The organism is Streptomyces sp. NPDC001415 (genome assembly GCF_053597395.1).
This window is the reverse complement of the sequence record NZ_JBSFIE010000025.1, coordinates 88,607-112,507: the sequence shown is the minus strand read 5'-3', so window position 1 is coordinate 112,507 and position 23,901 is coordinate 88,607. Positions and strand designations below refer to the sequence as shown.

General features: G+C 69.3%; 30 protein-coding genes. 12 read left to right on the top strand and 18 right to left on the bottom strand.

The genetic code is table 11. The annotated features are described in order from the left end of the window. Nucleotides 1–111 precede the first annotated feature (111 nt). The 3 genes from ACWC2B_RS27870 (at nt 112) to adh (ending at nt 3,644) form a co-directional block, all read left to right on the top strand. The gene (locus ACWC2B_RS27870; protein WP_450721238.1) at nt 112–687 is read left to right on the top strand and encodes an N-acetylmuramoyl-L-alanine amidase; all 576 of its coding nucleotides are present in this window, start codon (nt 112–114) and stop codon (nt 685–687) included. Between the two features lie 113 nt (nt 688–800). Next, nucleotides 801–2,066 (top strand): GAF domain-containing protein, encoded by a 1,266-nt coding sequence (locus tag ACWC2B_RS27865; protein ID WP_450721250.1) that lies wholly within the window; start codon nt 801–803, stop codon nt 2,064–2,066. Nucleotides 2,067–2,120: 54 nt separating this feature from the next. Beyond that, nucleotides 2,121–3,644, top strand: a complete 1,524-nt coding sequence (gene adh, locus ACWC2B_RS27860) for an aldehyde dehydrogenase (protein WP_450721236.1) — start codon at nt 2,121–2,123, stop codon at nt 3,642–3,644. A 359-nt stretch (nt 3,645–4,003) separates the two neighbouring features. On the opposite strand, the gene ACWC2B_RS27855 is transcribed toward adh, so the two are convergent. The 7 genes from ACWC2B_RS27855 to ACWC2B_RS27825 all read right to left on the bottom strand — a co-directional run bounded on the left by ACWC2B_RS27855 (nt 4,004) and on the right by ACWC2B_RS27825 (nt 7,741). Next, nucleotides 4,004–4,183, bottom strand: a complete 180-nt coding sequence (locus ACWC2B_RS27855) for a hypothetical protein (protein ID WP_450721234.1) — start codon at nt 4,181–4,183, stop codon at nt 4,004–4,006. A gap of 257 nt (nt 4,184–4,440) precedes the next feature. After that, nucleotides 4,441–5,145: a GNAT family N-acetyltransferase gene (locus tag ACWC2B_RS27850; RefSeq protein WP_450721232.1), complete on the bottom strand. Its 705-nt coding sequence runs from the start codon at nt 5,143–5,145 to the stop codon at nt 4,441–4,443. Nucleotides 5,146–5,539: 394 nt separating this feature from the next. After that, a complete protein-coding gene (locus ACWC2B_RS27845) occupies nt 5,540–5,899 on the bottom strand; it encodes an ANTAR domain-containing protein (protein WP_450721230.1) in 360 nt (119 codons plus the stop codon). A gap of 301 nt (nt 5,900–6,200) precedes the next feature. Next, nucleotides 6,201–6,449 (bottom strand): hypothetical protein, encoded by a 249-nt coding sequence (locus ACWC2B_RS27840; RefSeq protein WP_450721228.1) that lies wholly within the window; start codon nt 6,447–6,449, stop codon nt 6,201–6,203. Next, nucleotides 6,446–6,739, bottom strand: coding sequence for a DUF5994 family protein (locus ACWC2B_RS27835; RefSeq protein WP_450721226.1), 294 nt, complete (start codon nt 6,737–6,739; stop codon nt 6,446–6,448). The genes ACWC2B_RS27840 and ACWC2B_RS27835 overlap by 4 nt, the downstream gene beginning before the upstream one ends. Before the next feature lie 443 nt (nt 6,740–7,182). Continuing rightward, nucleotides 7,183–7,350, bottom strand: coding sequence for a hypothetical protein (locus tag ACWC2B_RS27830; protein ID WP_450721224.1), 168 nt, complete (start codon nt 7,348–7,350; stop codon nt 7,183–7,185). Nucleotides 7,351–7,384: 34 nt separating this feature from the next. After that, nucleotides 7,385–7,741 carry a PRC-barrel domain-containing protein gene (locus ACWC2B_RS27825; RefSeq protein ID WP_450721222.1) on the bottom strand — a complete coding sequence of 119 codons (357 nt, stop codon included), beginning with the start codon at nt 7,739–7,741 and terminating at the stop codon, nt 7,385–7,387. A 307-nt stretch (nt 7,742–8,048) separates the two neighbouring features. On the opposite strand from ACWC2B_RS27825, the gene ACWC2B_RS27820 reads away from it, so the two are divergent. From ACWC2B_RS27820 to ACWC2B_RS27805, 4 genes are all read left to right on the top strand, one after another. Beyond that, entirely contained in the window at nt 8,049–8,216 is a 168-nt protein-coding gene (locus ACWC2B_RS27820) for a hydrophobic protein (protein WP_450721220.1), read from the top strand. A 91-nt stretch (nt 8,217–8,307) separates the two neighbouring features. Then, nucleotides 8,308–8,481 (top strand): CsbD family protein, encoded by a 174-nt coding sequence (locus ACWC2B_RS27815; protein ID WP_450721218.1) that lies wholly within the window; start codon nt 8,308–8,310, stop codon nt 8,479–8,481. A gap of 52 nt (nt 8,482–8,533) precedes the next feature. Further along, on the top strand, nt 8,534–8,896 hold the full coding sequence (locus ACWC2B_RS27810) for a PRC-barrel domain-containing protein (RefSeq protein ID WP_344374661.1): 363 nt from the start codon (nt 8,534–8,536) through the stop codon (nt 8,894–8,896). 314 nt (nt 8,897–9,210) lie between these two features. Next, nucleotides 9,211–10,059, top strand: a complete 849-nt coding sequence (locus ACWC2B_RS27805) for a hypothetical protein (RefSeq protein ID WP_450721215.1) — start codon at nt 9,211–9,213, stop codon at nt 10,057–10,059. 160 nt (nt 10,060–10,219) lie between these two features. Here the strand turns inward: ACWC2B_RS27805 and ACWC2B_RS27800 are convergent, their stop codons facing one another. After that, nucleotides 10,220–10,456, bottom strand: coding sequence for a DUF1003 domain-containing protein (locus ACWC2B_RS27800; protein ID WP_450721213.1), 237 nt, complete (start codon nt 10,454–10,456; stop codon nt 10,220–10,222). Between the two features lie 646 nt (nt 10,457–11,102). Continuing rightward, nucleotides 11,103–11,372, bottom strand: coding sequence for a hypothetical protein (locus ACWC2B_RS27795; RefSeq protein ID WP_438291031.1), 270 nt, complete (start codon nt 11,370–11,372; stop codon nt 11,103–11,105). A gap of 332 nt (nt 11,373–11,704) precedes the next feature. Between ACWC2B_RS27795 and ACWC2B_RS27790 the strand changes: the two genes are divergently transcribed. From ACWC2B_RS27790 to ACWC2B_RS27775, 4 genes are all read left to right on the top strand, one after another. Continuing rightward, nucleotides 11,705–11,911: a hypothetical protein gene (locus tag ACWC2B_RS27790; protein ID WP_438291032.1), complete on the top strand. Its 207-nt coding sequence runs from the start codon at nt 11,705–11,707 to the stop codon at nt 11,909–11,911. A 123-nt stretch (nt 11,912–12,034) separates the two neighbouring features. After that, complete coding sequence (locus ACWC2B_RS27785) at nt 12,035–12,205, top strand: hydrophobic protein (RefSeq protein ID WP_438291033.1); 171 nt, start codon at nt 12,035–12,037, stop codon at nt 12,203–12,205. Between the two features lie 134 nt (nt 12,206–12,339). Continuing rightward, nucleotides 12,340–12,963 carry a hypothetical protein gene (locus tag ACWC2B_RS27780; RefSeq protein ID WP_450721211.1) on the top strand — a complete coding sequence of 208 codons (624 nt, stop codon included), beginning with the start codon at nt 12,340–12,342 and terminating at the stop codon, nt 12,961–12,963. Next, nucleotides 12,963–13,370, top strand: a complete 408-nt coding sequence (locus tag ACWC2B_RS27775) for a hypothetical protein (RefSeq protein ID WP_450721209.1) — start codon at nt 12,963–12,965, stop codon at nt 13,368–13,370. The genes ACWC2B_RS27780 and ACWC2B_RS27775 overlap by 1 nt, the downstream gene beginning before the upstream one ends. A 20-nt stretch (nt 13,371–13,390) precedes the next feature. Here the strand turns inward: ACWC2B_RS27775 and ACWC2B_RS27770 are convergent, their stop codons facing one another. From ACWC2B_RS27770 to ACWC2B_RS27740, 7 genes are all read right to left on the bottom strand, one after another. Then, entirely contained in the window at nt 13,391–14,455 is a 1,065-nt protein-coding gene (locus tag ACWC2B_RS27770) for a fatty acid desaturase family protein (protein ID WP_450721207.1), read from the bottom strand. A 17-nt stretch (nt 14,456–14,472) separates the two neighbouring features. Continuing rightward, a complete protein-coding gene (locus tag ACWC2B_RS27765) occupies nt 14,473–15,561 on the bottom strand; it encodes a ferredoxin reductase (protein WP_450721205.1) in 1,089 nt (362 codons plus the stop codon). 388 nt (nt 15,562–15,949) lie between these two features. Then, the gene (locus tag ACWC2B_RS27760) at nt 15,950–17,317 is read right to left on the bottom strand and encodes a diacylglycerol/lipid kinase family protein (RefSeq protein ID WP_450721203.1); all 1,368 of its coding nucleotides are present in this window, start codon (nt 17,315–17,317) and stop codon (nt 15,950–15,952) included. A 173-nt stretch (nt 17,318–17,490) separates the two neighbouring features. Next, the gene (locus ACWC2B_RS27755; protein WP_450721201.1) at nt 17,491–17,919 is read right to left on the bottom strand and encodes an STAS domain-containing protein; all 429 of its coding nucleotides are present in this window, start codon (nt 17,917–17,919) and stop codon (nt 17,491–17,493) included. Between the two features lie 337 nt (nt 17,920–18,256). Then, nucleotides 18,257–18,529 carry a hypothetical protein gene (locus ACWC2B_RS27750; RefSeq protein WP_361424886.1) on the bottom strand — a complete coding sequence of 91 codons (273 nt, stop codon included), beginning with the start codon at nt 18,527–18,529 and terminating at the stop codon, nt 18,257–18,259. 111 nt (nt 18,530–18,640) lie between these two features. After that, on the bottom strand, nt 18,641–18,871 hold the full coding sequence (locus tag ACWC2B_RS27745; protein WP_450721198.1) for a hypothetical protein: 231 nt from the start codon (nt 18,869–18,871) through the stop codon (nt 18,641–18,643). A gap of 5 nt (nt 18,872–18,876) precedes the next feature. Beyond that, the gene (locus ACWC2B_RS27740; RefSeq protein ID WP_450721196.1) at nt 18,877–19,449 is read right to left on the bottom strand and encodes a DUF5994 family protein; all 573 of its coding nucleotides are present in this window, start codon (nt 19,447–19,449) and stop codon (nt 18,877–18,879) included. A 319-nt stretch (nt 19,450–19,768) separates the two neighbouring features. Here ACWC2B_RS27740 and ACWC2B_RS27735 point away from each other — a divergent pair, with 319 nt between their 5' ends. Continuing rightward, nucleotides 19,769–20,251, top strand: a complete 483-nt coding sequence (locus ACWC2B_RS27735; RefSeq protein WP_450721194.1) for a DUF5994 family protein — start codon at nt 19,769–19,771, stop codon at nt 20,249–20,251. A gap of 260 nt (nt 20,252–20,511) precedes the next feature. Here the strand turns inward: ACWC2B_RS27735 and ACWC2B_RS27730 are convergent, their stop codons facing one another. Then, nucleotides 20,512–22,674: a recombinase family protein gene (locus tag ACWC2B_RS27730; RefSeq protein WP_450721192.1), complete on the bottom strand. Its 2,163-nt coding sequence runs from the start codon at nt 22,672–22,674 to the stop codon at nt 20,512–20,514. A gap of 393 nt (nt 22,675–23,067) precedes the next feature. Next, entirely contained in the window at nt 23,068–23,898 is an 831-nt protein-coding gene (locus ACWC2B_RS27725; RefSeq protein ID WP_450721190.1) for an ANTAR domain-containing protein, read from the bottom strand. Between the last annotated feature and the right edge of the window lie 3 nt (nt 23,899–23,901).

Sequence of the window (23,901 nt, the reverse complement as noted above, 5' to 3'; positions counted from 1 at the left end):
GTGCCGTCAAGAGGGTGTCTAAATCGGTCGTCACAACCCGATGTTGGACACCCTCCCCACGTCTGAGAACCCAGCAATCGGAACTACTCGTCTAGTTCAGGGGTGCGTGCCATGAACCGAAGAAGACTCCTCCGGGGCGCGGCCGCCTCGGCTGCCGCCGGTTTCCTGTTCCCTGCGGCACAGGCGGCGGCGGACGGGACCACCGACTATCCGGGCGCGCACTGGATGCCCGCCTCCACGTCCAACTACACCGCGTCCACCAGGCCTTCGGCGTACCCGATCGACTACGTCATCATCCACGTCACGCAGGAAACCTGGTCGAACACCGTCAACATCTTCCAGAACCCGGCGAAGAAGGTGTCCGCGCACTATGTGACGCGCTCGGCGGACGGATACATCGCGCAGATGGTCCGGGAGCACGACATCGCGTGGCACGCAGGGAACTGGGACTACAACACCCGCAGCATCGGCATCGAGCACGAGGGCTGGGTCGACCAGCCCTCCTACTTCACGAACGCGCTGTACGAGAAGTCGGCGGCGCTCACCGCCTCCGTCTGCGACCGGTACGGCATCCCGAAGGACCGCGAACACATCCTCGGCCACTACCAGGTCCCCGGTACCGACCACACGGACCCGGGGCCGGAGTGGGACTGGGTGCGGTACATCAGACTGGTCAACTTCGCCTGAGCGATGGCTGGTTCGTCCGGTGTCCTTGCCCGGCCGTCCCGGCGGAACCACGATGGAGGCGTCCATACGGTGTGCGGGAGGCCGAGTTGACGGACAGGCGGGACGAGTCCTGGGTGGCCCTGGATGCGGGGGCCGACCCGGCCGAGCGCAGCCGCCAACTCCGGCACGCCCACGAGGAGTTCACGGCGGACGGGCGGGTGCTGCACCCGGTGCGTCCGCTGGTGGCGGCGTCCTGGCAGCGGTCCGCGCGAGCTCGGGTCAGTCCGGACGGCGCGGCCTGTGTGGAGCTCGGCGAGGAGGAACTCGCCGGGTACCGCGACGGCCATCCGCTGGCCCGCGTCATGCCGGTGATACGGGAGCTGACCGGGGCGTATGCCGGTGACGGCGAGCACTTGGTGGCCGTGTGCGACGCGCAGGGGCGGCTCATGTGGGTCGAGGGGCATCCGCGGACGCGCGGCGCGGCCGGACGGATGAACTTCGTACCCGGCGCCCGCTGGGCCGAGTCGGCCGTGGGCACCAACGCGCCGGGCACCGCCCTGGCGGAGGACCGTCCGGTCCAGGTCTTCTCGGCCGAGCACTTCCGCCGTCCGGTCCAGCGGTGGACCTGCGCGGCCGCTCCCGTGCACGATCCACGTACGGGACGACTGCTCGGCGCGGTGGACCTGACCGGCGGCGACAGCCTCGCCCACCCGCACAGTCTGGGCTTCGTCCAGGCCGTGGCACGGGTCGCGGAGGCTGAACTCGCCTTACTGGCACCGCCGTTGCCCTGCGAGACGATCTCCCTCAGCGCTCTGGGCAGGGACGAGGCGCTGCTCGTCGCGGACGGTCGCAAGCTGCGCCTGAGCCACCGCCACAGCGAGATCCTGGTCCTCCTCGCCCGCCACCCCGAGGGCCTGAGCGGCGACGAACTGCTCGTGTCCCTGTACGACGACGAGAGCGTCAGCCCAGTGACCCTGCGTGCCGAACTGTCCAGGCTACGGCGGCTGTTGGGCCCGGGCCTGCTCGCCTCCCGGCCCTACCGGCTGACCGCGCCCGTGGACGCGGACTTCGACACGGTGGCCCGGCGGCTCGGCTCGGGCGCGGTGGCCGCGGCGATGACGGTGTACGCCGGCCCGCTCCTCCCGGCCTCGCAGGCCCCCGCGGTGACCCGGCTGCGCCGACGCCTCGCCGGCCAGCTACGGGCCGCGGTAGTGGCCCGCGCCGACCCAGGGTTGCTGGCCGACTGGGCGTACAGCCCCTGGGGCGAAGACGACCTGCCGGTCTGGCAGGCCCTGGCGACGGCGCTCCCGAAGTGTCAACAGGCATGCGTACAGGCCAAGTTGAGGGAATTGGAAAGTGAACAGGGCCTCGCAACGGGGTTGCAACGTCCGCTCGCCTAATCTGCGCGGCGTGCGCCGCCCAAGGGCGGGCGGCGCGGCAGAGGGAGGCCACGGATGACCCGTTACGCAGCGCCCGGCACCGAGGGTGCGCTCGTCTCGTTCCAGTCCCGCTACGACAACTGGATCGGCGGCGAGTACGTGCCGCCCCGGCTCGGCCAGTACTTCGAGAACCCGAGCCCCGTCAACGGCCGCCCCTTCACAGAGATCGCGCGCGGCACCGCCGAGGACGTGGAACTGGCCCTGGACGCGGCACACGCGGCCGCACCCGCCTGGGGACGCACCTCGCCGGAGGCCCGCGCGAACATCCTGCTCAAGATCGCGGACCGGATGGAGGCGCACCTGGAAGAGCTGGCGGTCGCGGAGAGCTGGGAGAACGGCAAGCCCGTCCGCGAGACCCTCGCCGCCGACATCCCGCTGGCCATCGACCACTTCCGGTACTTCGCGGGCGCCTTGCGCGCACAGGAGGGTTCGCTCAGCGAGCTGGACGACGACACGGTCGCGTACCACTTCCACGAGCCGCTCGGCGTGGTCGGCCAGATCATCCCGTGGAACTTCCCGATCCTGATGGCGGTGTGGAAACTGGCCCCGGCGCTGGCAGCGGGCAACGCGGTGATCCTGAAGCCGGCCGAACAGACCCCGGCCTCGATCCACTTCTGGATGAGCCTGGTAGCGGATCTCCTCCCCCCGGGCGTGGTGAACATAGTCAACGGCTTCGGCGTGGAGGCGGGCAAGCCGCTGGCGTCGAGCCCGCGCGTGGCGAAGATCGCGTTCACCGGCGAGACCACGACGGGGCGGCTGATCATGCAGTACGCCTCGGAGAACATCAAGCCGGTCACCCTCGAACTGGGCGGCAAGTCCCCCAACATCTTCTTCGACGACGTGTGGGCCCAGGACGACGACTTCCGCGACAAGGCCCTGGAGGGCTTCACGATGTTCGCCCTCAACCAGGGCGAAGTCTGCACCTGCCCGTCCCGAGCCCTGATCCAGCGCGGCCACTACGGCGAGTTCCTGGAGGCGGCGATCGCCCGCACGGAACAGATCGTCCCGGGCCACCCGCTGGACACCGACACGATGATCGGCGCCCAGGCCTCCAACGACCAGCTCCAGAAGATCCTCTCCTACCTGGACATAGGCCAACAGGAGGGCGCGAAAGTCCTGACGGGCGGTCAACAAGTAGTGTACGAGGGCGAGTTGGAGGGCGGCTACTACGTCCAGCCCACCATCTTCGAAGGCGACAACCGCATGCGGATCTTCCAGGAGGAGATCTTCGGCCCGGTCGTGGCGGTGACCTCCTTCACCGACTTCGACGACGCGATCGGCACGGCGAACGACACCCTGTACGGCCTGGGCGCCGGCGTATGGACCCGCGACGCGAACACGGCCTACCGCGCCGGCCGAGCCATCCAGGCCGGCCGAGTCTGGACCAACTGCTACCACGCGTACCCGGCGCACGCCGCGTTCGGCGGTTACAAGCAGTCGGGGATCGGCCGCGAGACGCACAAGATGATGCTGGAGCATTATCAGCAGACGAAGAACTTGCTGGTGTCGTACTCGCCGAAGAAGCTGGGCTTCTTCTAGAGGCACAAGAAGAGGCGCCTGACCTGGGCTTTTGCCTGTCAGGCATAGACCGGGCGGGAACGACAACCCCCGGAGCCCGTATGTCAGCATCCGAGTCTCGTTGACATGCGGCTGCACGATCCACGACCTGGACTCCTTCGCCGCGCAGATGACAGACCAGCGGGGATGGGCCGTGGCCACGAGTGGCGGCTGGGGCAGCAGTAGCTGGCCCGAGGGAACGACGTATTCGCTGCGCGTTCGCCGCAAGAGCCTCGCCGGCCGAGGCAGGCGGAGCACCACCAAGTCGGCACAACAAAACGGGTGGCACAGCATGGTGCTATGCCACCCGTTGGTCAAGCCACGACGACGTCGTCAGGGACTCAATCAGGTACTGGGCCGAGCAGTGCATCGACCGCTGCGCGTCCCTTGCCGCCGGCCTTCGACATTGAAGTGGCGTGGTGGAGCACGGCGTGCGTCACCGGACCCTTGTGCAGGCCGAGCGACGCCGAGTACGGACGCTGGCCGACGATCAGAAGCCCGGCGCCGGACGTCGCGCGCAACAGGCGCTCCGCAGCGATTCCCGGAGCGACGATCTCCGTGACAGTGGCCTCGGGCCACTTCGCCCGCTGAGCGGTTCGCCAGCGACCTGCTCATGGGTGAGATGCAGTCCCGGGTGCCGACTGCTGACGCGGCCGGCGGCCTCGCGCAGGACGCGCCCCCCGCTCATCGCCGGTCGGCCTCGTTCACCGATGTCGAGGCGGAGGAAGGCGGCTTCATGTCGGAACAACAGGGACAGCCCCGTCCTCTTGCCGTCCCGCTATCTCATGCCGGGGTCCACGCCGTCTGCTTCGCGGGGCCGCTCGGTGCCCGGATTGTGTGCGAGGCCGTCCGGTTTCTCAGCAGTCCATTCACCGAGCGGGAGCACCAGGGCTCGGAGGACGGTTGGGCCTGGCTGCCGTTCGACCGCTCCGACGTCCTGCCAGCCCCAGGAGCGGAAGGCGTCGTACACAACCTGGTTCGTCTGGTTCAGCAGGGTGGCGCCGAGGGAGGCCTGGTGATCGGCGAGCAGCCGCTCCTGCAGATGACGGGCGAGGCCACGGTCACGCTCGTGCGGGTGGACCACGATCTCGGTGATCGCGAAGACGTGACCGGATGCGGTGAGCTGCTCGATGCGCTGTGGCAGTGGTCCGTGGAATCCGCGCCACCAGGTGCCGTCGCGTCGTACGGGGAAGCCGAAGGCGCAGCCCACCAGGGCGGCGGCCTCCCCCTCCACCGTCGCTTCCGCGACCATCATGTCGAATCCGGGTTGCCGCACGTCGGCGGCGAGACGGCTCAGGAAGCCCTCCCTGCTGTGGTACTCCTCGCCGGATTCCGCTCCGGTGGACTCCACATACAGGTCGGCCAGATCCTGCCGCTGACCTTCGGCCTGCCAGCGGCTCAGACCACGCAGGTATACGGCGCCGCCCGTGGACGGCTCGTAGCCTTCCAGCTTCTGCGCCTGCCCCGGGCCTGACCGGGTCATCACAGGCCTCCGCCCGGGCTGGGGGCGGTGTCGACGACGAGGGAGGGACAGGGGACGAGCATGGCGGCGCTCCCAACCTGGGCGTACATGCGAGGGGAGGGATCAACGTCCGTTCCGACGGCCCGAGTTCCGGGCTCGGTCCCGGTCGATTCCGTCGAGGGATGCGCCGGACGGTCCGCTTCCGGCGGGCATCGTGGCCAACTGAAGTGTTGCCGCCGGGGTCTGGGACGTCTCTTCAGCAGCATAGCCGGAACGTACTGGCGGCGGAGCGGAGGTCCTGGGTTTGGGGACTAGGCGGCGGGCTACCCGCCTGGATGTCCGACAGGCATGCCGGGACGAAGGGCGCCGGCGGGTTGAAAGCACAGCCCCCGGCGTCGCCGCATCGCAAGCGGCCTCACGCCGGCTCCGTCGACCGGCAGCGGCGCAGCGCAAGGCGCAGTGCGCGGCGCAGCGCAGTGGGAAGCGGCTCGCCCTCCGCGGTGGCGACCAGGGCGGTCGCCACATCACGGAGCTTGACGTTGCAGTGCTGCGACACGTCGACCAGCACGTCCCATGCCTTGCCACACGAGCACGGCGCGAGAGCCATCACCATGCCGCGTGCCTGGTCGATCGCGGCGCGGCTGTCCAGTGCCCGGCGCAACTGGGCACACTGGACGCGCAGTTCGAGGACTTCCACAGTCAGCGCGGCGTCCCCCGTCGAGGTGAGGGACACAGTGGAATGCTGTTCCTCGTGGATCGTGATCGCCTCGTGCACGGTGCACCCCCTGGCGCGGTCACCTGTGACGCTCGCGGTCCCGGTAGCCACGGAAACCGGAATCGTCACCGCGGTCCCACCACGATCACGGCGGGCTTCCCGGACGTGGACCGGATCATCGCTGCCGGGGACTGGGGCCTCGCCCAACAGCGTAGCCCTGCCCCATGGTTGCGGACACCTACCGATGTCGGCTCGGCATCTGTTCAGACCCTGCTGACCCGCCCCTCGCCCGTCAACACCTCAGCGCTGCTTGGGCGTTGACAGGTACTTGGCCCCCGGAGGTGACCGGCGGGGTGCGGTGTCAGGTACGGATGCGGTTACGGCCACGCGCCCTTCGGCGAAGGCGGTGGTGCGGACGCAGTCGCCCGCGGCCGCCTTCACGGTGGTCGCGCCGCGCGGGGTGGCCGGCCGGGTCGGTGAGTTCCGGCAGTAGGCGGCCGTACCACAAGGCGGAGGGGCGCTGGTTGAGCTGTGCGTTGCGCAGATGGATCACGAATGCCTCCCATGTGATCAGTCCAAGGATCGCCGCCGTGGTGACGAAGGTGGTCATGGGGCGCACCTCGCTGCCGGGTCGGCTGCCTTCGGGACGTGCACCGCAGGTGCGAGGGTGAGGGAGTGCCCGCCACCACACGTCCGCTCCGTCTCTCCTTCGTCCAATGCCGCGGCCAGGGGCCGGAGTTCGAGGGAGAAGTCTCGCGTGCGGGGCCACCACGCGTCGTCGAGAGGGCCGAGGGTTCTGTCCGCCGGGGTGAGGGCCGGGCGGGTCTGTGGCGGGGATGAACCTGCGGAGGTGGCCGACAAGGGCCTGGTGGTGGTCAAACGGTCGAGGGTCGTCGTCATGGCGCGGACCCGTCCCCGGGCACGTGGTCCACGTGCCCGGCCCGGTGGTTCGCCGGGAACGGCACCAGCATGAACGCCAACGCGCGAGAAGCTCTCGGTGCTTTGAGACTACTCCGCGCACCGTCGTCTGCGGGCGGGCGCGGGCCTCCCGGTTTCCCCGGGACAGCCCCGTACCGAACAAACTGGTCCCCGGCGGCAGGGCAACAAAACGCCGAGTATCCACGAGCCGAACCGCTGGTTGTCACACCCGGCGGGGGCTACCTACCAGTAGTGCCGTCGGCCGCTGGACCACAGGGAGTGGTCACACGCAGCATCCGCTCCGTCCCGCTCTGCTTCATCCACGAAGTCGGCGCCTGGCTCATTTCCGGGCAGCCCCACCGGCATCGAGCTGCCGGTGGACCGGCCCGGATCGACATCGGAAAGACTCGGGGCCGTGCGTATGGTCAGCGCACCCGGCCTCGGCCGGAGCGCCGCCAGCGCACGGCGAGATGGACCAGCGCGCCGACGAACAGCACGATCGCGATGAACAGCAGATACAGCAGTCCGTGCGCGAGCACGCCGACGACGCCGAGCACGATCGCCGCGATGACCAGGAGCAAGAAGAAGACCATGACGCGGATGCCTCCTCGGCCGATGCCAGGCGTTCTATCGGCGGGCGAGCTGCCGCTCACCGCCGGCACCGGGTTGGTAGGTCAGGCCGTAGTGCGCGAAGACCGCCGCTTCGTCCTCGGCGGGCAGCACGTCGTCCGTGCCGATCGCCGGGCACTTCTTCACCAGCGCCTTTTCGTAGGCGACCTTCAAATAGCCCGGCCCGACGATCGCGTCGTCCAGGGGTACGAAGACCAGGCGGTGCCGCGTGGGCAGACCGACCTGCACCGTGGCCATCGCCGGCTCATCGGTACGGGTGTCCACATAGACCGCCTCCAACGAGCCGATCCTGTGCCCGTCCGGGTCGACGACGCCCTGAGTACGCCACTCACGGATATCCGCAGCCTGGATCATCCTCAACCCCTACACCCTCGACGGTGACTCCGGGTTCACTACTCAAGTCTGCTACCGCCCGTCCGCCTGCACCATAGGACGGGAAATCAATCGAAGGCGTCCGCCCGGCCCGTCACAGCGCCGGAAACTGCGGCGTCCGCGATGCCCGCGTCGCGGAGCCATTGACAGGGCATGCGGCGCGGCGTTGAGTGGCGGACAGGGCGCTGGGCCATGACGCTCCGGGATTTCCGGGCGCGACCTCCCGCCATTCGCTTCGCCGAGACCCCGCGGAACGCAGAGCGCACTCCTGCGAACCGGAGGTTCGGCCATGCTTCTCTGGATCGTTCTGATCGTGCTGGTCCTGGCGTTGTTCGGGTTCGGCTTCACCCTGCACGTCCTGTGGTATGTCGCCGTGGTGCTGCTGGTTCTGTGGGTCATCGGATTCTTCATGCGCGGCCATATGGGCTCGGGCCGCTCCGCCGGCAGCCACCGCTAGCCCCCGCCTGCCCGTCCTCGCATCTGCGAGACGGGCAGCCTGCGCCGGGAGACTCCTCCCGGCGCCTCGTCGAACGAGAAGAGGGACCGTCATGGGCCTCGCCGACAAACTCAGGAACAGCGCCCAGTCGCTCACCGGGCGGCTCAAGGAAGGCGCCGGCCGTGCCACCGGAGACAGGCGGCTCAAGAGGAAGGGCCGCCGCGAACAGGTCGGTGGCGACCTGAAGCAGGCCAGGGAGAAGGCCAAGGACGCTTTCCGGGACTGAACGCCGATCGAGCGTCCCACTCACCCAGAACTACTCGCGAAGGAGCACCTCCGTGGACGAGAACGTGTGGGTATACCGGCCGGTGGCCGCCTACCAGTCCGGCATGGATCTGACCGGCTTCAAGGTCGAGGCGAGTGACGGCAGCATCGGCAAGGTCGACAAGCACTCCGAGGACGTAGGCGCCGCGTACATCGTCGTCGACACGGGAGCATGGATCTTCGGCAAGGAGGTCCTCCTGCCGGCCGGGATCATCGTCCGCGTCGACCCGAAGGAAAAGAAGATCTACGTCGACCGCACCAAGGACCAGATCAAGAACGCGCCCGAGTTCGACAAGGAGAAGCACCTCGGCAACCCGGACTACCACCAGCAGGTGGGCACCTACTACGCGCACCCGCGTCCGCGACCGATGATGTAGGGCGACCGACCGGCCTCCCCGCCGGAACCGCGCTCTGGGTGCCCGGCTCCACTGGCCGGGCACCTGCCGTCGGCGAGGTCGCGCACATCCCCGCGCGGGGCCCTCTGCCACGTGGCCGAGCATCAGCAATAGCCACCGGCTGCACCACCCGGCAACCGGCCACATGGGCCCCGCAGGGAACAGGGACTGCCGTGTGAACAGCTCGGGGTGTCTCTTGGAGGTGCAGCATGGAGGGAGGTGAGAATTTCAGCTCCCCCGGGTGACAGCTCCAGGAGCTCCACCGCGCTGAGCTTCACAGTCGAGACGGAACGCAGATGCCTGTTCAGAGGTACACGGCACAGGAAATCGCCCGCAAGAACGTGCAGCGGAAGGCCACCGGGATGACCCGCGAGCAGGTGGCGGCGGAGACCAGGACGGCGCAAGGCTGGGAGCGCCGGACCGAGCGGGGCCCGCAGGAGCTGGGAGGGCTGGAGCCGGGGCGGTTGGAGGCGCTGCGGCTGGCGCGGTGGAAGCATACGGAGTGGCGCCGGATCGGCTCTGTGATGACCGAGGAGGCGATGGACCTCTACACGCCGGAGCGTGATTCCAGGGTCCAGGAGTTGGAGCTGCGGCGCCTGGAGAGGGTGGCGGCCGAGGCCGAGGAGCGGGAGGGGCGGGGGCCGGTCGAGGTCGAGGAGAACCGGGTCTACCGGGTCGTGGCGGAACGCATCAGCGCCTCCCTTCCTGGTGTCTCGTCCATCACCGTGCACCTGGAGGCGCCGTCGGTGGCCGAGGCCGCAATGTTCGCCCTGCGGGAAAATGAACGGGAGGGCGGACTGTACGGAGTCGGCCGATACCGGATCATCCGCGTGGAAGAGGACCTGCTCGGCGCCGACGGCGAGCTGCAGGCACTGCGGGCCTTCGTCCAGCGTGCCGCGCGCTCGGCTCGCGCCCACAGCACCGCGCGCCGCCGGGCCCTGGAGGCGCTCGGGGAAGCCGGGAACCTGTGCAACGCCACCACGGTCCACTCCCCCTCCGGGGTCAGGCTCACCTGCACCCGGGAAGCCGGCCACTACAACCCACAGGACCCACCGGCCCGCGGCCGCCCGGGCGGATGGCACATCGCGGACACCACCACATGGACCGACGACGAAGCGGAGTCCACCCCGCACCGGCCCGCCTGACCCCCGCCCGCTGATTCCCGGCTGCCGCCCACCGGTTGGCCCGGGACCGCTTCATCGGCACGATCCTCCGGTTGGGGTGGACCGGAAGATGCAGCGGATTCGGGCTGTGACCGGCCGCGTTGCAATTGGCCGAGGCTTGCTGCCGGACCGACGGGACGGGCTACTGCTGCTCGGGTTCCGCCATCAGCCGGCGATGGAGTTCGACGGTCATCGTGTGGATGGCCCGGGTCAGCTCGGTGTTGGTCTTGAGCTCCAGTTCCTGCTCGACGAAGTCGTGATCTGCTTTGGCCTGCTGGAACTCCGCCTGCCGATTCTGGCCGATCATGACGAACGTCGACAGGAAGATCGCCTCCAGGGACACGACTAGGGTCAGCGTGGGCCACGGGTTGGACTCCACGAAACAGCATCCAGACCGCGAAGCCGACCGCGTGGAGATACACGAACACCATTGAGCCTGCGAACTTGGTGATCGCATCAGCGATGCGCAGCTGGATGTCACCGGCACGGCTGGATTGATGGGCGACGACGACCGGGTGGTGCCGCGTCGCGCTGTCGGGTTCGCTCATCCGCTCCTGCCCGCTTCCCTGAGTCGGCGCTGCCGCTGTACCTGATGGGGCTGGATGATGTCAGACAGCCTGGCGGACATTCCGCCTGTGCTCCTTGAACTGCGCGCAGGATCAGCTGAACTGGTCGTCCCGGTGGGCCGGTTGGACGGCTCACCGACCGCAGCGGTCAGGCGGCAGCCACGGCGCTGGGCGGGGGCGGTCAGTTCGTCGTTACTGACAGCTCCTGGGGTGTGCCGGCCGCAAGGCAGATGGCTCCTCATGGCCGCTCGGCGCATGAAGGCGGCGCAGGGCATGACGTAGTGCATGCTGCATGTCCGCGGGCAACGCCTTTTCCTCAGCGGTGGCGACCAGGGCCGCGGCGACATCCCGGAGCTTGACGTTGCACCACCAGCGCCGCGTCTCCTGCCCAGGTGATGGACGCCGCCCCGAGTTCCTCATGAACCGTGATCTCATCCCGCACGGCGTCCCTTGACACGGTCACCCGTGATGCTCGCGGTCGCGGCGGTCCTGGCGGAGCCACCGACCCCGGCGCTGGCGGTCGTACCGGCGCCCCCACCGGTCCTCGCGGTCCCGGTAGTCACGGTAGTTCCGGAACCCGGCATCATCCCCGCGGTCCCATCCGCCGTATCCACCTCGTCCGTAACGGAAGAGGCCGAAGACCACCACAGCGCCAAGCACCCACCACAGGGCATTCACGAATCCGAGACCGAAGAGGGCCATGACCAGAAGAACGAGCAGCACGATCATGGCGGGCCTCCGGACGCGGAACGGATCATCGCAACCGGGGACTGGGGCCTGACTCAACAGCCTAGTCCTGTACGGAGGTTGCGGATACCCAGCGTTGGCGGCTTGACGTCTGTTCAGAGAATCCGGGCGGCGCTAGCGTGCGGGAGCGGCCCAGGACCCCGGCAGTGCCGACCAGTTACCGCGCCCCCCTTTCCGGAGCGCACCGCGCACATCGGCGCCGGCGCCCTCGCACCCATGTTCCCGACGCGGCCTCGATGCGCCTCATCCGGGCGGTACCGGCAGGACTCCGCTGCCACCGGCCCGCGCGCCATTCCAGACAACAGGCGGTGCCCATGTACGCGCTACTGTTCCCCGTTCTGGCTCCCTTCGTCCTGCTCGCCATGCTCATGGGCCTGTCCTGGTGGGAGGATCACCTGCTGCCGTCGGCGACGCCGGAGGAGGCGGCCGCCGAGCCCGTGCGAGCTCCCGCCGTCTTGGTTCCGGACCGCGAACCCGGCCGTATTGCTGTTGCGTTGACAGGGCAGAGCGCGGGGAGTTGACTGGCAGGCACGGCGTCGGGCTATGCCGTTCGGGATTCTCCGGACAGCGCGCCCCCCGTTCTGTTTCGCCCGGACCCCGCGGAGAACAGGGCTTGCGGCCCTGTGACGCAGGGAGGTCCTGCCATGATCGTTCTTCTTCTCCTTCTCTTGCTGGCTCTGGTCCTGCTCGGGTTCGGCTTCACCATGCACGTCCTGTGGATCGCCGCAGCCGTCCTGCTGATCTTCTGGATCCTCGGCTTCTCCCGTCACCACCGCAACGGCGGCGGACGCCGCTACGCCTGGAACCGCCGGTAGGCGGAACAGGGCGTCCCGGGCGGCGTCCACGTAGCGTGGGCGCCCCCCGGTCGGCCTGCACACAAGCACCGGTCGGCAGGAGGCGACGGAATGCAGCAGAACATCTTCAGAGCCACACAGCAGAGAGGCACGTCATGTCGATGTTCGCCATCGTGGTGATCGCCGTGGTTGTCGTGATCGTGGCCGCAGTCCTCTTCATCGGGTTCGGCCGGCGCGGTGGCGAGCGCGGGCTGAAGCGCCGCTTCGGCCCCGAGTACGGCCGCACCCTGGCCCACCACAACGGCAATGCCAAAGCCGCCGAACAAGAACTGGGCGAACGCGTACGGCAGTACGGATCCCTCAAGGAGCAGCGGCTTCCGCCCGAGGCCCGCGAGCAGTACGTCGCCCAATGGGCCCAGATCCAGGAGCAGTTCGTCGAGTCGCCGTACAAGGCAGTCGCCGAGGCCGACGCGCTCCTGGCCCGACTGGCCGAGGACCGGGGATTCCCGGGCCGGAAGCAGTTCGACGAGCAACTGACCGCGCTCTCCGTCCACCACGCCGACCAAGTCCTCGGCTATCGCGACATGCACACAGCGGTCCGCGGCCAGAGCAGCACCGAAGAGATGCGCGAGGCCATGGTCGAGGCTCGCGGCCTCTTCTCCGCACTGGCCACCGAACAGGCAGCAGACTCGGGCCGACACCGCACGCAGTCCCCCGGCGACCACGGCCAAGCGCCCACCACACACGGCCGACACCAAGCAAAGGGAAGTGGCACGTAATGCTGTACGACTCCGAACGCGCGAGGCAACCCGCGGCCGAAGGCCCGGATCTCACCAAGCAGCACGCCCCGCAGACAACTGGACCACAACCGTCCCAGGCACCAGGCGAACCGTTCACCGGCGCCGCGGGCCCGGAGCAGCGGCTGCTGCCGGCGGGTGAACGGGACAAGCTGGCCGTCCGCCTCCAGCAGGCCGTCAACAACTTCGTCGACAGCCCACGTCACGCGGTGGAGGAGGTCGATGGCACCGTCGACGAGATGGTCACCCTCCTGACGAACGCCCTCGCGGAACGGCAACGCATCCTCCGCGCGAACTGGCAGAGCCAGGACACCCAAGCAGAGACCGAGGAACTGCGCGTCGCCCTGCAGCAGTACCGCGAGACCGCAGAGCGGCTGCTGGCCATCTGAGCAATCGCGGCCTCTGTGGTTCAGCGGCCCGGTACGGCGAAGCGCAGGATGCGGGTCCAGGTGGAGGCGTACTGCCGCCACAGGGGGCCGGTGGTGTACGGGACGCCGTACTTGTCGCAGAGTTCGCGCACGCGCGGGGCGATCTCGGCGTAGCGGTTGCTGGGCAGGTCGGGGAAGGCGTGGTGCTCGATCTGGTGGCCGAGGTTGCCGCTGAGGATGTGGAAGAGGGGTCCGCCTTCGATGTTGGCCGAGCCCTGGATCTGCCGCAGGTACCAGCCGCCGCGCGTCTCACCGTCGAGGTGTTCTTCGGTGAAGGTCCGGACGCCTTCGGGGAAGTGCCCGCAGAAGATGATGGTGTGCGACCAGAGGTTCCGGACAGTGTTGGCGGTGAGGTTGCCGAGCAGGCAGGGCAGGGCGGAGGAGCCGGCCAGGAGCGGGAAGAGGACGTAGTCCTTGGCGAGTTGGCGGGTCGCCTTGGCCAGGAACCCGTTCAGGTCGGTGCGGAAGGCACGCCAGGACTTGCCACCGGCGGCGACCGCGTCCGGCTCCAGGTCGTACAGCGCGATGCCCCACTCGAAGAAGGGCGCGAGCAGGAAGTTGTAGAGGGGCTGGGCGAGATGCCGCGGACGCCAGGGCTGGTCGGCGCTCATCCGGAAGACGATGTAGCCGAGGTCGCGGTCGCGGCCGACGACATTGGTCCAGGTGTGGTGCAGGTGGTTGTGGGTGCGCTTCCAGGCCCCGGCGGGCGTGAGGAAGTCCCACTCCCAGGTGGCCGAGTGGATCGCCGGGTCGCCCATCCAGTCCCATTGGCCGTGCAGGATGTTGTGGCCCAGCTCCATGTTCTCCAGGATCTTGGCGACGGAGAGCATGGCGGTGCCCGCCACCCACGCCGGCGGGAACAGCGAGACGGCGAGAGCCGCCCTGCCGCCCGCCTCCAGGCCCCGCTGCGTGGCGATCACGGTACGGACGTAGCGGGCATCGTCGGCGCCGCGCGCGGCGATGATCTCGGCACGGATCCGGTCGAGTTCCTTGCCGAATTCTTCGTCGAGGGCGGCTTCGGCGATCTCGTTCGCGATGAGGGTCACGAATACTCCTCGCGTGCCTAGGCTTCAAGGGCGAGCGGTCCGGCCGCCGCCGTGACGCAGGTCTGGATCAACTGGCCTGTACCGTCGTGGAGTTCGCCGGTACGCAGGTCGCGCACACGGCCGTACGTGAGCGGGGTGAGACAGCCGAAGCAGATGCCCCGGCGGCATCCGTACGCCATCGGCACGCCCGCCGCCTCACCGACGGCCAGGAGCGGGGTGGACGCGTCGGCGTCGGCTTCGACACCGGTCCGGGTGAACAGGACACGGCTGCCAGGAGCTTCAGTCGGGCCGGGCTGCGGGAACGGGGCGAGACGGAAGCGTTCCAGGTGGAGCCGGTCGCCGAGGCGTGCCCGGTTCCAGTGGTCCTCGATCGCGTCGAGCAGGCCCTGGGGGCCGCAGACCCAGGTTTCGCGCTCGCCCCAGTCGGGACAGAGGCGAGCCACGCCTTCCGGGGTGATCCTGCCGAGCGCGCGGGTGTGGTGTTCGACGTAGGTCAACCAGGTCACCTTCCCCTGGCCCTCGCGGAGTTCCGGACCGAAGATGCTGTCCGCGGCACTGGGTGCGCTATGGACCAGTACGACATCGGGGTGCGGCGGCTGGTGACCCATGAGCGTGCGGAGCATGGCCATGACCGGGGTGATGCCGCTGCCCGCAGTGACCATCAGGATGCGGGGCGGGAGAGGGTCCGGCAGGACGAACTCGCCCTGGGCAGGGCCGAGTCGGAGCAGCGTACCCGACCGGGTCCGGTGCGCCAGCCGCGGTGAGACCCTGCCGCCGGGCGCCGCCTTCACAGTGATCGCCAGGAGTCCGTCCGCCGGGCTCGGTGGGGAGGTGAGCGAGTACGTGCGCCAGTGCCATACGCCGTCCACTTCGACGCCGATCGGGATGTACTGGCCTGCGCGGTGGCCCGACCAGCCACGGCCGGGCCGGATGGTGAGCGTGGCGGCATCCGCGGTCTCCCGGTGCACCGCCATCACGCGTCCCGCCGGATGGCGGCCGCCGAGCAGCGGATCGATCAGACCGAGATAGTCGTCCGGGGCGAGCGGGCTGGTCAGCCAGCGAGCAGCGTCCAGCAGCCTGCCGACCGGGCCCGGTAGCTGAGGCATGCACCGAATCCTCTCGTCGCACTCCACTACGGGTGATGTGTACGTCGAGTCGTCCCGGGCCCGGCTGAAGCCACGTAACCACGGCCGGATGAATGGATGTTGGGCCGGCAGGCGCGTTCCCGCCACGCTCGGTCTGCACCTTCCATCGCGTGCAGCCCGAACGGCAGGACCATCTGCAGAGACGAGCCGGGACTCACCAGACGGAAATGACCGGATGACAATGCCCCACCCCGCAGCCGGCCGCCCGGAATAGCACCAACTGGCCCTATGTAGGCGGCAGTTGGCTCTTCACCCTGCCGAAGGTAACCGGACGGGCTCCGGCGCATAGCCTCCATCTACCTGTACGACGCCACCACGCTGTGGCCCCGGGCGTGGGCCGCTACACGCGTCACCGGGGAGTCGGCAGGTAGACGGTGAGCGCACGCGGGGCCTTGCCGAGGATGAGGGTGTCGGAGGCGGGGCTCACTTCGCCGTCCCGGGTGTAGTCGCCCTCCTTACCCACACCGTCGATGCGCAGTCGGGTCGCGGTGGCTTCCCGGTAGACGCGGGAGCGCGCGAGGGTGCCGGTGAGAAAGGCCGCGACGAGGCGGGTGCGGGCGAAGGGGTGCTTGCCGTCGACGATGCGCAGGTCGAGCAGTCCGTCGTCGAGGCTGCGCCGGTAGGAAGGGGCGAAGCCCGGCGGGTCGTAGCGGCTGTTGCCGGCGAAGAGCAGCCACAGCCGCCGGGGCTGTCCGTCGACACTGACCTCGATGGGCGTGCCGTCGGCGAGGACCCGGAACAGACCCACGGCCAGCGCGGGCCACTTCCCTATGGATGCCTCGCGGGATTCGCGGGCCCGGACGAGTTCGGGGTAGACGCCGATGCTGAAGGTGTTGAGGAAGTACGTGTCGCGGCCGTCACCGGTGACCCTGCCCAGGTCGACGGCTCCGCCGGTGCCCTCCTCCACGGCGTCGGCGGTGTCCTTCAGGGTCGGCAGTCCGAGGTCGGCGGCGAAATGGTTGAGGGTACCGGCGGGGAACACGGCGAGCGGCAGGTGACTGTCGGCGGCCAGGACGGCCGCGGCGTTCACCGTGCCGTCGCCGCCGACGACGCCGAGTGCACCGCCACGCGCATGGATGTCCGCGACGGCCTGCTGAAGCACGGTGTGCAGGTCGTCGCCGCTCTCGCAGATCCGCAACTCCGCCTTCGGCAGGAGCGCCCGCAGTTCGACCTCGGCCGGGACGTCGCCGCCGGCATCGCTGTTGACGACCGCGACCAGGCCTTCGCCGCCCGGCAGCGCGGGGACGGGCACGTTCGCCCGTGCGGTGTCGGCGGGCTCGTCGCGGCGCAGGGGCCACCAGTGACAGGTGGCCGCCGCGATCCCGGCGCCTATCGTGAAGTCCGCGAGGACGCGGCCGGGAGAGTACGTGCCCGAGCGGGCGCGGGAAACCGCAGCCACCAGCGCGACGGGGACGAGGACGGCGCCCAGTCGGGGCGACTCCAGGGCGGCAGCGGCCGCGAAGGCAGCAGCACCTGCCGTACGGCCGGACGGCAACGCCACGGTCTGCGGCTGCCGGAGCTGCCCGCTCGTGCCGAGCGCCTGGGCGGAGATGCGGATGGCGGCGCAGGTCAGGACGGACGAGCCGGCGCTGCGCAGAGCGGCTCGGCGGACAGCGCGGCGGCCCGTCAAACCCGTCGCGGCCGCGACGGCCGGACGCAGCACGCTCTGGCGGACGGCACGGCCTACGTACGGCAGTACTCGGTCGACGAATCGCACGTCGAATGTACGGAGGTCTCCCATGCCGACCGAGTACCCGAGGCGTTGATGAACACTCGGGCCGACCGACGGCATCTGCACCCCCGGTCGGGGTGCCCGCGGCGACACCGACAGAGGAGCAGCGGCGCCAGAGGCTTCGGACGGTGCCGTTGGCCCACGGGTTGGCGGAGTGTCTAGGCCGCTTCGCGGAGATCCGGGTTGGTCGCCTCGGTAGCCGAAGTCCTGGCCGGCGTGTCGAGAGCGGGAAGGACCTGGAGGAGCCGGATCAGCCCGCTGGTGCAGAGGGCCTCGGCAACGGCGGGGCTCGGGGCGACAAGGTGCAGGCTGCCGCCGAAGGAGCGGGCCCGGCGGGCGGTGGCGACGATCAACCCGAGGCCCAGGATGTCGCAGGAGGTGACGCCCGACAGGTCGAGGACCAACCGGATTCCAGGGCCGTGGGACACGCGCAGCAGGCGCTCGCGCAGCCCTGGAACAGTGGCGAGGCCAAGGCTTCCGCTGACCACCACGACCACCTGGTCCGCATGAACACCGGTGGGCGCGGGCTGTCCGTCCGGAACGGACACAGGCAGCGACGGCGAGGAGTGGCCGCTCCGTACAGACACATGTGTACCCACCGTCTCAGGGGGCGAGCGGAGCGCGTCCGCGGGGATGAGAGAAGTTCTGGCACCTCTGGACACCGTGCGCCTCCTCGGAGCGGATCCTCACGCTGCCGGGGACTGGGGCCGTGCCGACAGCCTAGTCCCGCCCGTGCGCCGCGAACAGCCCAAGCCACGTATCGGCGCTACGGCACGTGAACGTCGAAGGCGATACGGGCCGGCGCCGACCCGATTCGGTGAGACGGGAGCCGACCGCCTGCCCAACAGGGTGTGTCAGCACGTGACCGCGCGCCGACAGAGGGGTCGCTAGGAGCGGTTGACCCGACCGGCTACCGCGTGCGGCTCAGCCGCGCTCCTCTTCTTCGGCCTCCATGAGCCGGATTCCTTGGTGGGTCAGTGTGACCATCGCAGGTATGTTGCCCGGGTCCCAGTCGACGGTGATCAGGCCCTCACCGGCCAGGTAGGTGCAGGCAGCGGCCAGATCCTGCTCCGGGACCTGGAGGGTGCTGCAGATCATTGCGCCGGTCACGCCGAGAAGGCGATTGCCCTCGGTGGCTTCGTACAGGGCCCGTAGAACCTGCTCACGGTAGGTCTTCCGCTCGCGCAGTGTCGCCATGACCGCGTCCTCTCGTGCGTGGAGTGGTTGGGTGAGCACCGAGGCGGAAGGCCGACGGGCGGGACGTCTGAGGCGTCCCACTCGCTGCCCCCGGTCAGATGGCGGTCTGGGTCATCGGCCTGTGCCGCTGCGGCCGGCGCGACCGGTGGTGTCGGTCGGTCGACCGGGAGCTGCCGGTGTGTGCCTGTGGTGCTTCCTGCTTCGTCGGCCGATGCCCGGCAGCACGTCGCCGAAGTGGTAGGACGCGATCCGCGCGTTGTGCTGGGCATTGAGCAGTTGGACGAGGCGCACTCCCAGGCCGGTCAGGACAATGATCGCCGCGATGAGGACGATGGTCTCCATGTTCCTCACCTCCACGCGTCCGTGGACGGAGGACCGAACCGGCATCCCATCGGGTACCCGAACGGGGACATGCACGCGCCGCCTTCGGTCTCCCAGGCGTCTTCCCTGCCCCGGGCTTCGACGGCACTGCCGGTCACGGCTTCAGCGGTCAGCAATGCGCCGGCGGTGAGGACGCTCCCCGGGATCGCGGCGGCGGACATCAGCCGAGCCGCGGCGGCCGGCTCGGTCTCCGGCGGGATCACGAGAAGGTCCCAGCGGCCGCCCCTGCGGGCGAGCAGGATCAGTTTGTCGGCGTCCTGCTCGATGAACCAGCCCACGTGCACGGTGTGCCCGGTGACGGGCACCCTGTGCGGGATCACGGGCCAGTGAGTGGGGTTCACCGTGACGCGAGCGATGCGCCCCCAGGTCTCGTCCAGGGCATCGAGGAGTGTCGGAAGTTCGGCGTCGAGGTTGCGGGAGCGGGGCCACCAGGCGCCGTCCAGCTGGCCGGCGAGCGTGGTCTTGGGTGTGAGGGACAGCCGTGCCGGAAGTGGTGGAGCGAGGACGCGGAGTGCTGTGCTGTCGACGGTGATGGTCATGGCGCGGACCTGCCCCCGGGCCCGTCTGCGACAGCCCGGTGCTTATGATCGCCGGAAACGACATCCGCGTGGGAGCGGGCGTACGAAATACTCCCGGTTCCCTCACTCTACTCCGGTCCAAGGCTCCCGAAGCGGCCGTGCGACCAGGCATTTTCCGGGAGGTGACGGGCAGTCCCGGACGGGCGGTGCCGAGCCTCGCGGCAGGCACCGGGAGTACCGTGAATCAAGGGCGGCATTTCACCGGCCACCATCGCGGTGCCGACGTCAGTACGGGCGAAGGACGATGTGTCGCCGCACCTCGCGGGCAGGCGAACCGATCATGGCTGAATCCGACACCCCCACTCCTGCGAAGCTGCTTCCGGACGCCATTCACCATGCGGTGAAACCCGGAACGGCCCTCCTCCGGCTGGAGACGACGCAGTCCCGTGAGGGACTCCTGGACGGCGCGTGGTGGCCTCGGTCCCGTGACATCGCGGCGGAGCTGCCGGCGCTGGTCAGCGCGCTGACCGAGCACCTCGGCCCCATCACCCGCGTGGGCCTGGACGCCACCGCCTGGAACGAAATCCCGACGCGCCTGGTGATCGGCGACCGGGTCGTACACCTCGACTCCTTCCCGGTCGGTGACGACACCGTCCTCATCACCCGCGGTCACAACGACCACTTCGCGCTGCTCGTGGTCCCTCCGCACGCGAGCGTCGAGGCCGCGCGCACCGCCATGGCCCGTGCGGTCCGCGCCGACAACACCACCCAGGCCGCACAACTCCTCATTGCCACCGCCACCTCCGAGCAGCCGGCTCCCTGATACCCGCCAAGCCGCTGCGGCCAAGAGTGAAACCCGGCCAGATCCGGGATATGCCAGAGCCATGTTCCCTCGGAGCGAGGAGAGTGGAGACACGGACCCCACGGTCCTCCAACCCCAGGGACTGGCATGACCAACTCGCCCTCACAAGACCAGCGCAGCACCATCGCAGACATCGTGACCGCGGTACACGACGGCCGGCAATGGCGCGTCAACATCCTGCTCGACCGCTTCGTCACCGAGACGTGTCAAGCACAGTGCACTCATGGAGTCGGATTGGTTGGCGCGTCGTTGGTCTCGTTCCAGAGTCGGCGGCTGTACCAACCGGGCGGACGCGTCCGCCGTTCGCGGAGCACGGCGAGTTCTTGCTGGTCAGCGTGGGCGATGAGGCGGTGTGGCCAGCAGCTCTCGCGGCGCGTGGTGATCCAGCCTCGGTTGATCCAGTTGTAGAGGGTGGCAGTGGTCATGTTCAGCTCCGCGGCCAGGTGTTTGAGCCACCACTCGTCCGGGCCGGGTTCTTCCCCAGGCGGTGCGGGGCGGTGGCGGTGGACCCGGCCTGCGGGACAGCCGAGTTGACGCATGAGGTTGCGGATGGTGTTCGAGGTGATCCGGTTGCCGCCTTTGGCCGGCCGGTAGCCCTCGGCCTCGAGGCGGTCGGCGATCCCACTGGCACCGACGCCCTGGCCTGCGAGTTCACGGATCCGGGCGACCAGTTGTGGGTAGTAGGACAGCTGGCTGAGCCGCTGCACCGGGCGGACGAGCTCGCCTGAGGTGGTGGAGCCACCGGCCCAGACGATGGTGGCCTGCACGCGTTCGGTGGTGCCGATCACCGTGACGATAACCTTGTTGACGATCGCGCGGACCATCTCTTTGCGGTCCGTGACCGTGGTCGTCCTCGCGCGCCACAGGCCGTCGATGTCGCCGGCCAAGGCGGTGATGGTCTGCCGTTCGGCGGGCGTGAGCACGCGCGGGCTGGTGCGGGTGAAGCGTTCGTGGTCCTCCCGGAGTTTCTGCTGGGCGGCCAGGGCCGTCTCCCATTCCTTCTCCAACTGGCGTACGACCAGGCGGTTTTCTGGTTCGGCCAGGTGGTAGCAGCGGCGGGCCCGGTCGGCTTCGTACTCGGCCCGCTCCAGCTTCTGGGACCACAGCTTCTCCAGCTCGGCCCGCTCGGCCATCACCTGATCGGCCGCCTGGAGGGAGACCTCGACTGCGGCGGGGGTGAGGGCCGCGAGGACCTGCTGTTCGACGAAGGCGTCCACGCAGGCGGCGTTCAGCAGCTGGCAGGTTTTGTCGGCTCCGTAGTTGGTCACCTCCCGCACGCACATGTACTCGGGCAGGTTGTGGCCGCGCTGGGTGTGGTAACGCATGGACATGCGTCTTTCGCACCGACCGCAGAAGACCAGTCCGGCGGCGAGTGCGGGCCCGCCTCGGACGGCGCACATGGTCTCGGCGCGGGCCCGGTTGGCGGCGAGTTTCGCCTCGTTGGCCTCGAACTGGGCGACGGTGATGTAGGCGGGGAGGACGTCCGGGACCATCACGAGCCACTCGTCACGGGTCTGGACGACGCGTCCGGTGCCGGGACGGCCAGGGTCCTTGCGGCGTGGATCGATCCGGCGCCGGCCGTAGGCGTAGATGCCGGCGTAGGCGGGATTGTGCAGCAGGGTCTGCAGCGTCATCCGGTTCGGCCTCCGCCACTCCAGGGTGCCCTTGTCCGGTCCCTCGCGCAGCCGGATACCCAGTTGGACGTCGTGCCGCACGAGGTAGCGCAGCATGCCGTGCAGCGTGCCGATCCGTTCGAACTGCGCGAAGACCAGCCGGATCACGGTCTGCACCTGTTCATCCGGGTCGAAGACCACCTCGCCCGATGCGCGACGGACATAGCCGCTGGGCAGCGGGAAGGCGAGCTCGCCGCGGCGGGCCTTGTTCAGGCGCCCGGTCCACATCCGCTGCTTGATCAGGTGGAGTTCGGCTTCACTGATCGTCCCTTTGAGCCCGAGGACGAGGCGGTCGTTGTAGTCGGCCGGGTCGTACACGCCGTCGAGATCCGCCAGCACCGCACCGGACAGGGCACACAGCTCGATCAGCTGGTACCAGTCCTTGCCCGAGCGGGCCAGGCGGGACATCTCGAGGCCGAGGACGAGGCCGACGTGGTCCAGGCCGATCTCGGTGACCAGACGCTGGAAGCCCGTCCGGGCCACCGCACTCGTCGCGGACATCGCCTGGTCGTCATCGATGACCAGGACCCGGTCCGCCTCCCAGCCCAGCGCGACGGCCCGGTCCTTGAGCGCGTACTGCAGCCGCGTCGACTCCTGGTGGTTGAGGAGCTGCTGCCGCGTGGACTGCCGGACATAGACCGCCGCCAGGCGCTTCAGATGGCGGTCGCTCACTTTGCTGTTGGCCCGTTCCCAGGGCAACACCGCCGTCATGGTCGGCTCCGCTCACCCGTGGCCGCAGACATCGCCCGGCCGGCCAGCGTCGTCAACTGCCGTATCACCGCCTGTCGGTTCACCTCCGGCAGGCGCGTCCACACCGGTTCGCCCAGCGTCGTCCGCGTACTCGTCTGGGGCCGACGTCACGTCCGTCGCACACGAGGACTCGTCCCCCTCACGGACTCGCAACTGCTCGGCCACCGTGGCCAGCCGCCGCAGCCCCTCACGGCCGATTATCGGTCCTCGCTCGCTCTCCTGACCATCCATAGGTGCAGTGTGCTTGGGCGATGGAGGCCGACCTGCCCTCTCTCATGGCACTGCGCCAAGCCCTCGCCAACGACGTTGCTCGGCAGCACCCCTGCTGACCCGGGGGCATTCCCGGCTCGTGCGTCAGCCGTCGTGCGCCGCTCCCGTCGGCCGTTCCGGCAGGGCGAGGCCCGCCCTGACCGGCCCCGGCGCCGCGGGATCAGAACTCGTCGCCTGCGGCCTCCAAGGGTCCGGCCAGTCCGGAATCGGGCGCCCCTCGACGACATCGCGGGCTACTTCCGCGATCCTCAGGTGACGGGACCGTGTGTAGCGGCGCAGCAGGTCGAAGACCGTGTCCAGGGGGAGACCCATGCGCGTGGCGAGGATGCCCTTGGCCTGTTCGATGACGATCCGGCTGGTCAGAGCGTGTTCCAGCTGAGCGGTCAGGGTGCGGCTCTTGGCCAGCTCCCGTTCCCTCACGAGAGCGACTGTGGCAGCGTCGGCCAGCGACTGCCCCAGGGCGAGGGCATCCGCGGAAAGCGGGATCGATTTGATGCGCAGCAGGACGAGTGCACCCACCAACTCGTCGTGCCATTGCAGGGGCAGCGCCGCGACCCCCGTGAACCCCAGCGCCCGTGCTCGTACGGAGTACTGCGGCCAGCGCCGCCGGGCCCGTGTCTCTTCGAGAGCGGTGTCGGGCAGGGGCTCGCCCGCACGGTGACAGTCGTGGCCGGGTCCCTCCTGCCAGTCGGCCGCATCCAGTTCCAGCCGTTCCACACCCTGATCCGAGGCTCCCGCCCGGACGCCTTCGCGCGTGTCGGTGGCGACGAGCACTGCCCCCGCGGCGCCGGCGCCCAGCAATTCAACGCTGTGGTGCGCCAGAGTGGTCAGGAAGTCCGCGGTGTCGAAGGCATCGCCCCGGGACTGGGCGAGCATCACGAAAGTGTCGGCCAGTCGCTGGTCCGGCGTGGGCATCGA